11 protein-coding genes are annotated in these 15,320 nt (G+C 50.7%); 6 read left to right on the top strand and 5 right to left on the bottom strand.

Annotated features, from left to right (window positions below; translation table 11 throughout):
• The first annotated feature begins 3 nt into the window (after positions 1 to 3).
• On the top strand, positions 4 to 2,847 hold the full coding sequence (locus tag SYN7336_RS26665; RefSeq protein WP_017327416.1) for a hybrid sensor histidine kinase/response regulator: 2,844 nt from the start codon (positions 4 to 6) through the stop codon (positions 2,845 to 2,847).
• A 504-nt stretch (positions 2,848 to 3,351) separates the two neighbouring features.
• Here SYN7336_RS26665 and SYN7336_RS31185 read toward each other — a convergent pair.
• Positions 3,352 to 3,528: a hypothetical protein gene (locus SYN7336_RS31185; protein WP_227498537.1), complete on the bottom strand. Its 177-nt coding sequence runs from the start codon at positions 3,526 to 3,528 to the stop codon at positions 3,352 to 3,354.
• A 237-nt stretch (positions 3,529 to 3,765) separates the two neighbouring features.
• Between SYN7336_RS31185 and SYN7336_RS18445 the strand changes: the two genes are divergently transcribed.
• From SYN7336_RS18445 to SYN7336_RS18435, 3 genes are read left to right on the top strand one after another with little or no spacing between them, the layout of a single operon-like run.
• Positions 3,766 to 4,437, top strand: a complete 672-nt coding sequence (locus SYN7336_RS18445) for an HAD family hydrolase (protein WP_017327415.1) — start codon at positions 3,766 to 3,768, stop codon at positions 4,435 to 4,437.
• A gap of 41 nt (positions 4,438 to 4,478) precedes the next feature.
• Positions 4,479 to 5,786: a tetratricopeptide repeat-containing protein gene (locus tag SYN7336_RS18440; protein ID WP_017327414.1), complete on the top strand. Its 1,308-nt coding sequence runs from the start codon at positions 4,479 to 4,481 to the stop codon at positions 5,784 to 5,786.
• Positions 5,787 to 5,817: 31 nt separating this feature from the next.
• On the top strand, positions 5,818 to 6,276 hold the full coding sequence (locus tag SYN7336_RS18435) for a GatB/YqeY domain-containing protein (RefSeq protein WP_017327413.1): 459 nt from the start codon (positions 5,818 to 5,820) through the stop codon (positions 6,274 to 6,276).
• Positions 6,277 to 6,783: 507 nt separating this feature from the next.
• Here SYN7336_RS18435 and SYN7336_RS18430 read toward each other — a convergent pair.
• From SYN7336_RS18430 to SYN7336_RS18415, 4 genes are all read right to left on the bottom strand, one after another.
• Positions 6,784 to 7,185 (bottom strand): response regulator, encoded by a 402-nt coding sequence (locus SYN7336_RS18430; protein ID WP_369791865.1) that lies wholly within the window; start codon positions 7,183 to 7,185, stop codon positions 6,784 to 6,786.
• A 230-nt stretch (positions 7,186 to 7,415) separates the two neighbouring features.
• The gene (locus SYN7336_RS28260) at positions 7,416 to 9,872 is read right to left on the bottom strand and encodes a PAS domain S-box protein (RefSeq protein WP_083885808.1); all 2,457 of its coding nucleotides are present in this window, start codon (positions 9,870 to 9,872) and stop codon (positions 7,416 to 7,418) included.
• Positions 9,873 to 10,025: 153 nt separating this feature from the next.
• Positions 10,026 to 10,478, bottom strand: coding sequence for a response regulator (locus tag SYN7336_RS18420; protein ID WP_026101131.1), 453 nt, complete (start codon positions 10,476 to 10,478; stop codon positions 10,026 to 10,028).
• 44 nt (positions 10,479 to 10,522) lie between these two features.
• Positions 10,523 to 12,532: an ATP-binding protein gene (locus tag SYN7336_RS18415; RefSeq protein WP_017327409.1), complete on the bottom strand. Its 2,010-nt coding sequence runs from the start codon at positions 12,530 to 12,532 to the stop codon at positions 10,523 to 10,525.
• A gap of 798 nt (positions 12,533 to 13,330) precedes the next feature.
• Here SYN7336_RS18415 and SYN7336_RS28255 point away from each other — a divergent pair.
• Positions 13,331 to 13,930, top strand: coding sequence for a PleD family two-component system response regulator (locus SYN7336_RS28255; protein ID WP_017327408.1), 600 nt, complete (start codon positions 13,331 to 13,333; stop codon positions 13,928 to 13,930).
• Between the two features lie 552 nt (positions 13,931 to 14,482).
• A complete protein-coding gene (locus tag SYN7336_RS31180; RefSeq protein WP_156820221.1) occupies positions 14,483 to 14,887 on the top strand; it encodes a hypothetical protein in 405 nt (134 codons plus the stop codon).
• Positions 14,888 to 15,320 lie beyond the last annotated feature (433 nt).

Genomic DNA, 15,320 nt, shown 5'->3' with positions numbered 1-15,320 from the left:
CCGATGTCTGTCGATGCGACCGAGCGAGAGGTCAAACTGCGGTTTCTCGAAGAAGTGCAGGAGTTTTTCAATACGATCGAAGCGGCTCTGCTAGAACTCTCTCGCGGCGATCGCGATCGTCACTTGCTGGACAGCTTGCGAGCCGCCCACTCAGTCAAAGGAGGGGCTGCCATGATGGGCTTTCACACCCTCAGCAGCATTGCCCATCGCTTCGAAGATTCCCTCAAAGCCCTCAAAGCTCGCGGCCCCGACGTGGCGATCGAGCGCCCGCTGGAAAGACTGCTGCTGGCAGGATTGGACAGCATGCGGCAGGTGGCGACTCACAACCGCCAGATGGAGGGAGAGGAAAGCCCGCCTGCTTGGCTGGATGAGCAAGTGGAGCCTGTCTTGCAGATGTTGCGAGAGATTTTGGGAGATCCCACACCAGAGGATGAAGCGGCTTTACTGTCGGAATCTGAGGGCCGGGACATGACTGCCGTCATGTTTGACACCGAGGTGGGTAGCTGTTTGGAGCGATTGGAACAGGTGCTCGCCGATCCCGAATCCCCCTGTCTGTTACCGGAATTTGCGATCTTGGCCGAAGAGTTAGAAGGGCTGGGGGAAATGCTGCAATTGGGAGCCTTCAGTCGCTTGTGTGGGTCTGTGGCTCAACAGTTGGCAGCGGCTGAATCCGATCGGGTTGTCGATGTGGCGACAGCAGCATTGCAAGCCTGGAAGCGGTCCCGAGCTCTCGTGCTGGCGGGACAAACTCAACTGCTGCCCGATTGCCTGCAGGTGGAGCCTGCACCGGCAACAACCGCCCCACCACCCTCCGAAAAACTCTTCTCCCCGCCACTCCAGAGTGAAGGCCAGATAGAACGCACCGTTCGGGTGGACTCCGATCGCCTCGAGGAGCTGAACAACTTGTTTGGGGAATTCACCATCGAGCGCAACGCTCTGGCACTGCACCTGCATCGCGTGCAAAATTTGTTCTCGAACCTAAAACAACGGGTGCAAACGTTAGAGCAATCGCGACGGCAACTGCGCACCGATTACGACCAACATTCGGCAGCTCCTACTCATCTGACAGAGATCCCATTTCCATTAGCCAGCAGCGACAGCGACTCGCCTTCCCTAGCTGCCCTCAGTCAGAACGAATTTGACGAGCTGGAGATGGATTGCTATACCGATCTGCATTCTGTGTCGCAGGAACTGATGGAAACCATCGTGCAGGTGGAGGAAATCGCTGCAGACATCGATTTGGGCTTTCAAGCAGCCGATCGTGCCAGCAGCGATATGGATCGCACCTCTAAGTTGCTGCAGGCCAATCTGAGCCAACTGCGCATGCGACCATTCCGCGAGCTGGTGAGTCGTTTCCCTCGCACCGTTCGAGATCTGTGCTCGGAATATGGCAAAGAGGTAGATCTGGTCGTTCGAGGCAGTAGCATTCTGTTCGAGCGGGCTGTGCTCGAATCTCTGCGCGATCCCCTCATGCATCTACTGCGCAATGCCTTCGATCACGGCATTGAAGATCCGGCCACCCGTTTGGCACAGGGCAAGCCGGAACGGGGGACCATCCAAATTCAGGCTCAATTGCTGGCCAAACGTACTGTCATTACCATTCGAGACGATGGCCAGGGAATCGATCCCGCCAAAATTCGAGCGCGCCTGCTCGAACTGGGCTATGGGGCTGAAGAGGTCGAGCGAGCCAGCCGTGCCGAACTGCTCGATCGCATCTTCGAGCCGGGGTTCAGCACCGCCGATCGCGTCACCGAGCTGTCAGGACGGGGCATCGGCATGGATGTGGCGCGCTCCAATCTGACTCGCATGCGCGGCTCCATCTCAGTTGACACCGAATTAGGGGTAGGCACCAGCTTCACCCTAGAAGTGCCCTTAACCCTTTCCCACCTGCGGGTGTTGATGGCAGAAAGTGACGGGATGCCGATCGCCTTTCCCTTAGAAGCGATCGAGGAAATTCTCTTGCTAGACCGAATACCCACGATCGAGCTTGACGGCACGCCCGCCCTCTGTTGGCAGGACCGTACCCTGCCCGTCATCCAAATGGGCGCGTTCATGCGATTCCAGCACCCGCACCTTCCAGTCGAGCTAGAAACTGCCCCCATCCTGACTGTGCCCGCCGTGCTCGTCATGCTGCAGGGAAAGGACGCGATCGCCGTCCAGATCGATCGCCATTGGGGGGAACGAGAAATCGTTGTCCGACAGGTGGAAGGCTCTTTACCCCTTCCCTACGGCTTTTCGGGCTGTACGATCCTCGGCGACGGCCAAGTGGTTCCCTTAGCCGATGTCGCCGTCCTATTTCAACTAGCGTGCGGCACTTCCGCAGTTCTATCCTCCAGTTCTCTATCTGCCAGTGCTCCCCTCCAGACAGAAAGCAAAGTTGTCGAACCGAAGAGCCCTCCTTCCGAAAAGCCAGTCGCGCCACAGGCCAAGACCATTTTGGTTGTAGACGATTCTACTAACGTGCGTCGCTTTTTGGCCCTAACTCTAGCCAAAGCTGGCTTCGATCCCGAGCAGGCCAAAGACGGTCGAGAGGCCCTCGAAAAATTGCGATCGGGTCTAGCGGTCGCTGCGGTTATCTGCGATATCGAAATGCCTCGCCTGGATGGGTTTGGTTTTTTAGCTCGAGTGCAGGCGGATCCCCATCTGGCCCAACTGCCCGTTGTGATGCTCACCTCTCGTAGCGGCGACAAGCACCGCCGTCTGGCAATGGAATTGGGAGCCTCGGCCTATTTCACCAAGCCCTATCGGGAGGTCGAGCTATTGCAAAAACTCCGGCAACTGACAGGCGATCGCCAATCTCTAGCCGCTCCGCAAGGCGATTGCCTCAGCATTGAGGGAAAGAGTTAAGGGATGGGGCCAGCCTGTTGGGTTCAGACTTGGGCTAAAACATGCTGATTTAGGGTAAGCTTTGAATTAGTATTGTGTCGAGGTTTCCTGTTTGAAATTGATGGTATCGATCGGTGCAATTGTCGTTTTACGAGCCAGCACGGGAACCTTAAATCTACGTGTTGTATAAAACAGATACGTGTTGAATAGAACAGATCCAGTGCAAGCAGAATGTATATCCATTAAGGAATAGAGCTATATCAGACAGAGCTCGATCCTGCAGTACTCAATCGAACAAAAACTCGAAATTAATTCCAAAAAAAACTACTTACTCTAGCATCATAAAATTCTTAAAACAAGGCTGACTAAAAGCACCAATTAGTCAATCCGAAAAACTTGGTATTTAGTTTTGTCAGCAAAAGCTTTACAAGCGTAAACACGGATTTTCAAAACTTAAGCCCATGTCAGCTTAGAGGCATCAAAACTCTTGATGTTGTTTCGGGTTGATAAAGTACTATGCTTGTTTTAACGATCGGAACCCAGCGTTCCGGTATCGCGGGCGTCTACGTCTTTATTCCTCTCATTCAAAATGTGATGGCAGACAGGCTCGGGTGGGTTAATTCCGCTAATGGTTTGGCCAGCACCGCTGGTGGGTATAGGTTGCTGCGATTTCACGCGAGTGGGGACTCCACTCAGCAACATGCTTTCTTTTCTGACTCCGCTTCTAATCGTCCATTTTTATGGTCTTTAAAATTGATTGTGAAATCTTAATTTTGCTGTATACTAAAGTATCTCCAATCGCGCAAATATAAGGCTATTTTTTCTCAATGTTTTTGATAATACAGACCGATCTAATGGTCTGTATTAGGGATTGATTTCTCGATTTTCGACCGGGATCTCAGCTCGCGTTAGTCCTGTTTTTCGAGCGATATTCGAACGATGCAATACTGGGCGATCGCCTGCGATTACGATGGCACATTAGCCACTGACGGCAAGGTGGATAACAGCACTATTTTGGCGATTGAGTGCTTGCGCCAATCGGGACGGCGAGCCATTTTGGCGACCGGCCGACAGTTAGACGATTTGCAGCAAGTATTTCCCCAAATCGATCGCTTCGATCGAGTGGTGGCAGAAAATGGCGGCTTGCTATACAACCCTGCCACGGGCGAACAGATGTTATTAGGATCGCCCCCCCCAGCGGATCTGATCGAGCAATTGAGGCTGCGCAATGTTAACCCACTCTCTGTCGGTCGCAGTTTGGTGGCCACATGGCAACCCCATGCAATGGATGCACATGTCGCCATTCGCCATTTGAATCTCAACTGGCAGGTGATATGCAACAAGCAGGCCGTGATGCTCTTGCCCTTTGGGATCGATAAAGGCAGTGGCTTGCAGGCAGCACTGGCAGACCTGCAGCTTTCTGCGGCATCGACCATTGGCATTGGCGATGCTGAAAATGACTGCGATTTGCTGGTGACTTGCGGATATGCTGTGGCGGTGGGGAATGCCTTGCCCGTGGTGAAAACGCTGGCCGATTGGATTACGGTTGGAGAGCAGGGGGCAGGGGTTCGCGAGGCGATCGACCGCCTGCTCGAATTCGAAACGCTGTAATCGGTTCGATATTCAGTTGTATTGAAAGAGGCGATCGGGCAATGGGTAACGAGGAAAAAATCTGTTTTGTCATTCAAGGATTTGGCCAGAAAGTCGATTATCGAACGGGTAGAACGCTGGACTTGGATGCCTCCTACGAAGTCATTAAGGAGGCAGTAGAGGATGCGGGACTTAAATGCATTCGCGCTGACGAGATTCAACATTCGCAAATCATCGATAAGCCGATGTACGAGCATATTTTGAATGCAGATCTCGTCATTGCCGATCTGTCCACATCGAATGTGAATGCGGCCTACGAACTGGGGGTGCGGCATGCCGTGCGCAGTCAACCCACAATTGTCGTGGCAGAAAAACAATGGGACTTTGCTTTCGATATCAACCGCAACGCAATTCGCACCTACGAACATCTCGGCACCGATATCGGTCGTAAAGAGGCGAGGCGATTTTCCAAAGCATTGACTGAGGCGATCGAGGCTATTTTGAGTGAAGGGAAAGTGGATAGTCCACTGTATACTTTTCTGCCCGATTTGCAGCCGCCGACTGAAGCAAGAGTAACAGTAAAAAAGAGCGCCAGCTTTGCCCCTGAGGCTTCGGCAACTGACGCAGATAGCACTGCAGATGCCTCTGTCAAGGTGTTACTCGATCGAACCAAAGATGCTTTGCAGAAGAGTGATTTTGTCGTCGCCAAGTCAATGCTAGAAGTCTTGCGCACGATGCGCCCGCAGGATGAATACATTCTGCAAAAGCTGGTTCTAGTGACCTATAAGAGCGAACTTCCCACTCAGGGGCAAGCGCTATTAGACGCCCGCGATTTGATGCTGAAACATCTCGATCCCAGACATACGAACAATCCAGAAACTATTGGCCTTTGGGCTGCGGTCCACAAACGCTTGTGGTCTCGCGAGCGGGATTTGTCTTGTCTCGAAGAGAGTATCGATGCCCTAGAGCGCGGCTTCAAGCTGAAGAATGATTACTATAACGGCATCAACCTAGCGTTTATGCTGAACGAGCGGGCCAGAGTGGACGGTGCCATGCCTGCCGAGGCGATCGCCGACTACGTGACGGCCCAAAGAATTCGGCAGCAGACGATCGCCATTTGCGAGGCAAGGCTAGCAGAGACAGAGGCTGAAGAGCGCGTTGAGGAAACCTATTGGGTACTGGCGACTCTGTGGGAAGCTGCTGTCGGTTATGGGGACAAGCAGTTGGCCGACCGTTGGGAGCAAAAAGCTAGGCAGCACGTCGAGTCCCGCGACCTACCCAACTGGATGTTGGATTCTACACAGAAACAAGTGGAACAGTTGGAGCAGTTGCTAGAGCCGTCTCCTCTCCGCTTCCTGGCCAACTCATAATCTGTATCGAACTTGTTACGAGGGAATTCCAATGGGCTTAAAAGAGACCATTTCTGGCGATCTGAAGGCAGCAATGAAGGCTAAGGATAAGCTGCGCTTGGAAACGATCCGCAGCATTAAAAAAGCGATCCTGGAGAAGGAGGTGAGCGTACGTCCTTCCGGGCGAGAGGAGTTGACAGAGGCAGAGGAAATGGAGTTGTTGGTCAAGCAGGCCAAGCAGCGGCGAGATTCGATCGCCCAATATCGCAAGGCTCAGCGGGATGACTTGGTCGAGCGGGAAAGCGCAGAATTGGCAATTATTGAAACGTATCTGCCGCAGGCGCTATCTGAGGAAGAATTGAGTCAGGCGATCGACGAGATTATCGAACGGGTGGGGGCCTTGTCGGCGAAGGATTTGGGCAAGGTGATGGGGCCTGCGATGCAAGCGCTCAAAGGGCGGGCGGATGGAGCAAAGGTTCAGCAAATGGTTAAGGCAAAGTTGAGTTCTTAGCCACTGTCAATCAGCCAGCATAAACCGAGTCTAGTCTAAAACCCGTAGTTTTGATGAGACACCTATGAGTCCCTCTCACTAGCGCTGTCGATCGCTGCATTCGCCCCCTAAATCCCCCATTCTGGGGGACTTGACGACAGTGCTAGCTGGGGTTTGGAGGCGGGGAAGACGAACCGGCGAATCGCGGTCATTAAAGTTGTAGAACCGAAAGCCAATAGCCTCTCACAAGTCCCCCACTGGTGGGGGATTTAGGGGGCCGAGTGCAACGCCTGAAAACTCCAGGTTTCAACATGGATGCGGTTTAGGTTCAGCTCGGCTAGAGGTTGGGTAATCTTTTAAATATGGTGCAAATCTCACAAAAGCTGATTGGAGAGGGGATTGAGGCTTTGATGACTGGCAAAATTTGATTATCTGTGAAGTGTTACCTGCCATTGAACGATGCCCAATTTCAAAGATTCGACATTTCAAAGATTCGACCCTGTAGATGAGTTCCTCAATGGCGAGCGCCTAGGGCATCTCGCACAATGTCCAGTATCGATTCAAAGTCGCCATCACTTCAGCAAAGTTGGGGAATGTTACTGGCTTGAGGATATAGCCCGCCACGTTGAGACGATACGCTTCGATGCGATCGCGATCTTCATCGGACGTTGTTAGAACAATGACGGGTAAATTACAGAGTTTGCTGTCTGTCCGCAATTCTCGTAAAAACTCGATACCGTTCATCTGGGGCATGTTCAGATCGAGCAAAACGAGTCGTCGCATTTTGGGGATGGCGATCGCGCGATCGCCGCTGCGCAGCATATCGAGTGCTTCCAGCCCGTTGCCCGCCACAAACAGGGGATTGGTGATGTTGTTGCGCTTGAATGCCCGCTGGACGTTCATAACGTCAACTTCATCATCTTCAACCAATAATATATTTATCTCTCGGTTAGGCAAAACTACTCACGGATAAACTGCACTGAAACTATTTGGACTTGTCCGACTATTGTCTGACGGCGATCTCCTACAACTTCAATAGAATACACATTCGTATGGGCGACGGCTTCTGACAAAGGAGGTGTTATGCGATACATTTCTAGATCTCTATCCGATAAATCGGTTAAGAAACTAGCGGTCTCGCTGCCTGCAGCTCTCGCTGCTTAAAGTTGGGAGATCGGCAATGAAAATGTGAATGTAGCACCGCGACCTGGCTGCGATTGGACCTGAATCGATCCTCCACTGGTTTCAACAATCTTTTTCACAATCGACAAGCCGATGCCCGTATTCTCAGTTTTATCGCGAGCTTCCAGCGTCTGGAAGATGCTGAAAATCTTCTCGTGATACTGGGGGGCAATTCCAGGACCATCATCGGCAACGCTGAAAACGACTCGATCCCGTTCTCGGGTTGCCGAAATCCGTACCTGTCCGTCGGAACGGTTGTGGTGTTTGACGGCATTGCTAATCAAGTTGCTAAACACCTGCTGTAACAGCAGCTTTTCGGTGACGATTGTGGGCATCGGATCGTCAATTTGGATGCGACATTCGGGAGGAAGAGATAACATCTCTAGCACCTCGGCGAGCAGCACCGCAACGTCAACTCGAATCTGCTCGGTCCCAGTCCGGCCCACCCGCGAATATTGCAGTAGCCCGTTAATCAAGGCTTCCATCCGCTCTACGCGGCTTCTGAGCAGGTTCATCTGGTGGCGGGTCTCCTCCGTCAGAACATCTTCCAGATCTTCTTCAATCCAGTGCGACAAATTGGCTATGGCTCGCAGGGGAGCTTTGAGATCGTGGGATGTTACGTAAGCAAATTGATCCAGTTCCCGATTGCGGCGTTCCACCAAGGCAGTGGTCTGTAAGAGAGAGGCGTTGATCGCTTCTAGTTCCTCTGCTCTTGCCTGTAGAAGTTCTTCGGACCGCTTGCGCTGAGTGATGTCAGTCAATATGCCGGTCACGCAGGCAGGTAGCGGCTCGGTTGCTTCCATCCGACTGGCATCCATCTCCAGCCAGCACAGATCGCCCGAACCCGTCCGAACCCGAAACTCCAAGCGTCGCCCAGACTCTTCCCCTTGGCACAGCTGCTCGATCGCCTTCTCATAACTGGGCAGATCGGCGTCAAAGAGGTAACTGCTCAGCTTGGTATTCAGGCTGGTGTTGCGGTCGTAGCCCATGACCTCAGACCAAGCGGGGTTGAGGAAAGTCAAGTTTCCAGACAAATCGAGTTTGAAGATGATGTCCCGAACGTTGTTGACGACCGATCGATACTGCTGCTCGCTCTGCCCCAGGTCGAATTTGGCCTTCTGCTCTCGTGTCAGTAACTCTTGGTTATGAAAATTGAGGCGCTCTAGTGCAGCAGTCCTTTGCTCCACACGGGCCTCCAGGTCGTCATTCAACTCGCAGATGGCGGCTTCAAACTGCTTGCGCTCGGTAATGTCTCGCAATAAGGCGATCGAAACCCTCGGTTCGCCCGTGGTGGCATTGCAAACAACGGAGCTCGAGCTTTCGAACCAGAGATAACTACCGTCCGAGTGCCGCATTCGGTATTGCGAATGGTATGGTGCAAAGACGCTCGCAGCGATCGCGCGAGTTCTATTGAGCGCAGCAGCATCCTCCGGGTGCATGAGTTCCATCAAGGACCTACCGATCAAGGCATCGGGTTCGTATCCCAGACGATTGTGGACCGATGCAGAAACATACCTCACCACTCCTGCTGGAGTAGTTTCCACAAGCACATCCTGAATATTCTCCGCCAGCAGGCGATATCGCATCTCGCTTTGCCGTAACTGGCGCTCAGCTCGCCGTTGTTCGGTGACGTCTCGCATGGTCGCCACGGCCCCAAGTTTGCGACCATCGGTGGCCAAAATCGGCTCGCCATTGGCCAAAATTAATCGGGTGGGTCCCCGTTCTGGGGCGATGACCATTTCGGCATTTTTAATCGATTCCCCCCGCAATGCTCGAAACAGCGGGATCTCTTCTGTGGGGAGAGGGGTCGTACCATCAGCACGATATAAGTCGTAGTGATTTGCCCAATCGCTAGCGGGAATGGGCTCTTGGGGTAAGCCGTGGAAGTTTCGCGAGGCGCGGTTAAACAGCGTCAGAACCCCATCGAGGTTGCAGGCAACGATACCATCAGACAAATTGTCTAAGAGGGCATCCACAAGCTGTCGTTCCTCGTCCAACTGGCGGCTAACCGAAGGTGGAGCTTGATTGTCGTTGCAAGTTCCCACCCACTCGCAAATTTTACCGGCAGAGACAATGGGTTCAATGCGCATGTAGATCTGTTGCTGCGGCACTCGCGATCCGGCCAAACACACGTCAACCTCTAAGGCTTTTTGTAGCTTGTGGTAAGTCTTCCACTGAGCGTTCAAGAGCTCGGCATCGGCTGGCTGCAGCAAAGCAGCTAAAGGGCATCGATCGCGGCGATGGAGTGGCGTGTTAAAAAGTGCCCACCAACGTCGATTTCCGAACAAGATCTCTCCACTCGGACTGGCAACCCATATCGGTACCGATATGGCATCCATGCGCTGGTAGGCGCTATTGTCAATCGGCTGTGCCTCCTCAGGCTGTCCGTGCAAATGGTTTGAGGTTATTTGCGGCGAAAAAGTATTGGTATCCATAGTGCTGTGGAGAGGTGGACTTGAGGAATGAATGATTTATGAGGACTGAATATCTACAGCAGGGGTTTCTGATATCTCGCGCGATTGGAGTAATCGGTAGCTCCTTCGAAGGAAGCACTGAATAAGTCTGGCTGGCGAGAGCAGCACAATTCGCTAATAGGGTTCTGTATCGTTGGCTGCATGGGCTTTAGCCTCCAGCAGGCGATTGAGAGATTGCACAAATTTGTCGTAGTTGACAATTGGCTTGGTCCAAAAATCGTCAGCTAAAGCCGCTTCCAGCAGAGATTGACGCTCCGATGCCATTACATAGGCTGTCAGCAGCACAACTGGGACATGGCAGGTACTGTCCTGAGATTTGAGAAACTGAGACAGGTCGGCTCCGCTAACCTCGCTCCCTTGCCATACGGCACCGGGGAGGTTGATATCCATAATGACTAAATCGACCTTGCCAGCCTGACACAACTCCATCAATATGGCGGGCTTGCTGGTGATTCGTACCCGATGTACGCTCAGCTTTTCGACTAACTTGGCAGTCCCTTTTGCCAGCAGGATATCGTCCTCAACCAGTAAAAGATTCATCGATGGGAGTTGTCGAGCGATCGTCACGAGAGAGTGCCTCTTTAGTGGAAATTGTAAAATGCAAGTGCAAACTAGCCCTTAGCAGATGGTTCTTCTAGATCTTCGTCAACACGAGGAATCGTAAAACTGACAGTGGTGCCTTGCCCTCTTCCAGGGCTGTCCAACCAGATTTTGCCCCCCATCAACTCCACTAGGCGCTTGCAGATGGTCAGCCCCAATCCCGTGCCGCCAAAGCGTCGTCGAATCGAGCCTTCCTCTTGAACAAATGCCTCAAATACCAGCGCTTGCTTGCTCGCGTCAATTCCGATGCCGGTGTCGCTCACCGAAATTGTTGCCTCGTTGGAAGCGGTCTGAATTGCAGTGACGCGTACGGCCCCTGCGCGGGTAAATTTGAAGGCGTTAGAGAGCAGGTTGGTCAGAACTTGGCGGAGCTTGAGTTCGTCCGCTATGACAGTTTTCACCTGGCAGTCGATCGATAGATCCACTCCTCGGCGATCGCTATCGAGCCGGAAGATGGCAAGTTTCTTTTCCAAGAGCGAGGGAAGATGGGCGGGGGCAAGGTTCACCTGCATCCGACCGGCTTCAATTTTGGAGATATCCAATACCGTGTCGATTGACGATACCAGATCTTCTGTGGATTGGTAAGCCACTTGGATGTATTCCTGCAGCTCGGCCTCGCTATCGTAGAATCCCTCTTTCAGGAGCTTGAGATAGTTCAGCGTCAATGCCAGAGGAGTCCTCAATTCGTGACTGGTTGAGGATAAAAAATCGGATTTGAGCTGACTGGCTTCCTCTGCCGCACTGCGGGCTAGCGAAAGCTCGCGATTGCGCATTTCCAACAGCAACCGCTGCTCGTACTCGCAACGATACAAGCGCTCTTGCATCACAGCCGTTGACAGGCGATCGCTCAAAGAGCGCAGCAAATCCACATCTGCTTGGCTCCACGAATGCGCCCGATCGTGCTTGAGTTCGCACCACTCCTCAAAGGATTGACGGGGCCTATCCTGGCGTTCGTCCTCGTTTTGCCGTCCTGCCCATAGGGTTTTCGTATCGATCCCCTGCCGAAATACAGCTAGGGCTCCTAAAGCTTCGCTGCCATACTGCAAGGGAACAATGGCAACGCTGCGCAAGTTAGTCTCGCGAAAGGAATCTCGATAGGGCCTAAGGCTGCTTTCGCGATCGAGGTCTGACGCCACTAACAAGTCAGGGGTAGAACAGGTGTTCTCCAAAAACTCTACCCATTCGGTTTGCGTTAATGTTGGCTGCTGGCCAAATGAATAGAAATCAAAATCACCGCTGACAGAGGCAATTTGCAAAAGCCCTCCTGTCGCGTCTACCGATCCGGCAATTTGACCGAGAGCATCGGTCAATATAGTCTGGCGATCTTTGGGAGCATGTAAGAGTGACGTCAGTTGATTGACGGAGATTTCGCGAGAGGCGCGATCGCGAGCCTGAAGGAGTAGTTTTGCTTGGGCAATGGCAATCTCCACCTGATCGGCAATGAACTGCAAGACTTGGAGGGTTTGCAGGTCGAACGCTCGGGGTTTGCTGTGGTGGGAGATCAGCAGTCCCCACAATCGGTTGCCATTGAGAAGGGGAATGACCACAGAAGACTGAACCCCCATCAAGGACAAGTACTCGACATGGCACGGATCGACTGGGCGCTTGAGCAGGTCCCCGAGTGGTTGATTCCAGACCTCTTCAACAGTCAGCTCGTCAGTTGCGGTACTCGGCAGGCGATCGGGCTCGCTCAATAAAATCTCTTGGGCTGCCAGATCGACAATCGTTCTAACCCTAGTTTTGCAAAACAGCTCTCTTGCCTGAGGAGGAATATCCCCTGCAGGGAAGTGCAAGCCTTTGAGGGAAGGAAGGCGTTTCCCAGACAGCGACTCAGCAATAACCTGCCCGCTGCCATCGGGGTCAAATCGGTAAATCTTGACCCGGTCTGTTTTTAAGAAGTCTCGCATTTCTGCAACTGTGGCATCCAAAATGTCTTGCAGCTCCAGCGATTGGCGGATACGGCTGGCAATTCTATAAATCGAGGTGCTGCAAGTTGGGGATTGTTCCTTTCTGGAGGTCACGTTTGCTCTCCGATACGAGTCATGGTTCCTAGTGGCCCTATGAGAAGACGTTATTTATTATGTTTCACCATCTGAAACACTTTCCACTCATATATTTTTGACATGCTAGTTGGCAAGCTCGCTCCATATCACTTCAGCCTGGATAAGTTCAGTCTTGAACCTTGAACTCTAACCTTAAACTCTTATGAGCTGAAACCCTTTCTCTGTCGGCACTCGATCCTAGTCTTTGAGTCACTGCCAAAGTGAAAATTGCTGAGCACTAAAGCAGATGACGAGCGCTAGACACTTGAGTGACAGCCTATGCAGACCCTGCTCTCAGTAATTTCACTAGGATAGCTTTTCCGCAGAATTACTGAACGCAAGAAGAGTGGTAATACTGAGGAGATCGGTATAAAAATGGGAAATCTATACTTAACTACCCCAAGTAAGCAGTAAAAAAAGAGATGAATTTACACATTTACCAAGATCTACTCCTTTCCTGTATCAGAGAGGACTTGCCCCCGCTTCTACTACTTAGATACCAAAGCTGGGAAGTGGAACAGTCGCAAGATCTAAGCAGCTATTTAAAGGAGAGCTGTAATTACGAACCAGAGTGGGACAAAAGTATCGCTCTACTCGAAAGAACTCACCGATCGATCGGTGCAGTCGCGATCCAATGCCTTCAAATAGAGAATAGAATTACAAGGCTTAAAGAGAGAATGGCAGTTTGAGAGTAAATGTTGCCTCGATCTTAGCTGGCTGAGGTAAGTTCGTGAGTCGTAAGGCTTTAGCAGATATCTACTTCATGGAGGACTGGTCATGAAAAGCATTTTGGCGATTGATGATGACTTAGTAGTCTCGACATATATTAAGCGTATTCTACAAGCTAATCAGTACCGCGTCATGACTCGCAAAAGTGGTAAAAGTGGCTTAGAAATAGCGCGTCAAGTACAACCTGACTTGATCTTATGCGATGTACTGATGCCCGATATGAGTGGCTACGAGGTCTTAGAGGCATTGAAACAAGATTCAGCCACTTCTGATATCCCCTTTATCTTCCTCACATCTAAAACAGGTAAGCGGGACATTATCGATGGTATCGAACTAGGTGCTGCTCAATATCTCAGTAAACCTATTGCCTCTGAAGATCTACTCGCAACCGTTGCCACTCGATTTCTCGATATTGAGCGAGAGTGCAATCAAAAGCACCATATAGCTACCACAAAAGAATTCATAACCATTTCACCCGATTTGGAGAGGGATTATTCGGGTTGGTGGTTAGCCTTCGAGCCTAACTCCCATCAAACTTTTTTAGGGAAAACTCAAAAGCTGGCCTATATATTTGCACAAAGAGCACATCCATGTGGCGTGTTTCTCTACCATAGGCTAGGCGGCAACTCTAGTTATGTCCAAGCCTGACCCAAAGGCATAGAAAGTGCTTCTCTCATATATCTCTATCGCAGAGAGTGTTAGAGGCCGCTATAGCCTCAAGTTCTTTCCAAGCTCGAAACATGAAGACAACCCTTCTCTAATTCGAACAATATGGCTATGCAATGTAGCTATATTGACTTCTGCTCAATCGCGAAACAAAGCAAAGGAAAAAGCGAATGCTTCTATTCATCTTATCACTATATTTCTCAGTCAGCTTGACTTGGTTTGTACATGCAATGTTGGCCGCTCCATTATGTGACGATCGGGGTAGAGTTATAGGACAGTCTAGTTATCAGGCTCGATACGATTCAGTAAAAGATTTTATCAATAAATCTGTCCAAATGGAACTATATAGCAGTCGTAATTCAGTCGTAAATGACGAGAAAATGGAGGCCGATGGCTAAGAAGAAACGGTGTTTATAATTCATCTAAAATTACTATATATGCTAATTTTTATCTCACATAAAGATTGGTTTGTGGTGCTTTTAGTGAAAGACATATATGCACGCGTAAAGATCGACCTTAATCTAGGAGATAGCAATGAAGAGCTATAGAGATACAAATCCTCTGAATCGAGAAGTTGAAGAGAGTATTAACTATTTGGAAGCCACTAAAAGACAACTACCAAAACGGATTCTAGAATCTATATCTATCAGTATTCTGTGCTCTTTGACTTTATTTGGTGGCTCAGGAAATATCGCAGCAAAAATAGCTGTTTCAGTAATAGGTCCATTGTCTACTCTTAACGCTGCAATCTTATCGTTGAAGCTGAGAAATGAATCTAGCTTAAATCAAGACTTAAGAAAGCTAAAACATCTCAACAAATCGCTACTGTATTACTCAGTTGAGTTTGATACTTTATCCGATAGCAACGCTCTCGATCGTAACAGTGACATTTCTAATGTATTAACATCAAATATAGGAAGCGTCAGTGTGCAATCTTAACTCGATCTCTAAGGCTATCTGATAATTCTCAATATTCCAGTATATAAACCCCATTCAGATAAACATCTTATCTGGAGATAAGGACAGCTCCAGGATTGCTCTCACCATGATAATCAGCGGACTGAGTTCTACAAATCGTTCAAATATCTCTAGCATTCTTTACCCGCAGACCTCTATGTAGTGATGTTCTAAAACACTAGAACTTTTCGGTAAAATAAGCCACCTTAACAGGGGTAGGCTTAAGAACCCCTCACACAAGCGGCTGGCATGGGCCGCAAATCATGCCGTCTTTCGGTTTTATGACCGGGAGACGGTACTAAATGTCCAGGCTCCGGCTAAAAAGTGCCGTGGCCGTGCTTGTGTGCGGTTTCTTAACTCCCGGTCACCTCCCCAACAGGTGGTGACCGTTCTACTAACAAGGGAGAAGCGCACC

The sequence above is a fragment of the Synechococcus sp. PCC 7336 genome, assembly GCF_000332275.1.
In the GTDB taxonomy this organism is placed as follows: domain Bacteria; phylum Cyanobacteriota; class Cyanobacteriia; order Thermostichales; family PCC-7336; genus PCC-7336.
This window is presented reverse-complemented; position numbering and strand designations above follow the sequence as displayed.

Coding starts and splice junctions, on each gene's coding strand:
- SYN7336_RS26665 (WP_017327416.1), top strand. CDS start 4: ATGTCTGTCGATGCGACCGAGCGAGAGGTCAAACTGCGGTTTCTCGAA.
- SYN7336_RS31185 (WP_227498537.1), bottom strand. CDS start 3,528: ATGTTGCTGAGTGGAGTCCCCACTCGCGTGAAATCGCAGCAACCTATA.
- SYN7336_RS18445 (WP_017327415.1), top strand. CDS start 3,766: ATGCAATACTGGGCGATCGCCTGCGATTACGATGGCACATTAGCCACT.
- SYN7336_RS18440 (WP_017327414.1), top strand. CDS start 4,479: ATGGGTAACGAGGAAAAAATCTGTTTTGTCATTCAAGGATTTGGCCAG.
- SYN7336_RS18435 (WP_017327413.1), top strand. CDS start 5,818: ATGGGCTTAAAAGAGACCATTTCTGGCGATCTGAAGGCAGCAATGAAG.
- SYN7336_RS28260 (WP_083885808.1), bottom strand. CDS start 9,872: ATGGATACCAATACTTTTTCGCCGCAAATAACCTCAAACCATTTGCAC.
- SYN7336_RS28255 (WP_017327408.1), top strand. CDS start 13,331: ATGAAAAGCATTTTGGCGATTGATGATGACTTAGTAGTCTCGACATAT.
- SYN7336_RS31180 (WP_156820221.1), top strand. CDS start 14,483: ATGAAGAGCTATAGAGATACAAATCCTCTGAATCGAGAAGTTGAAGAG.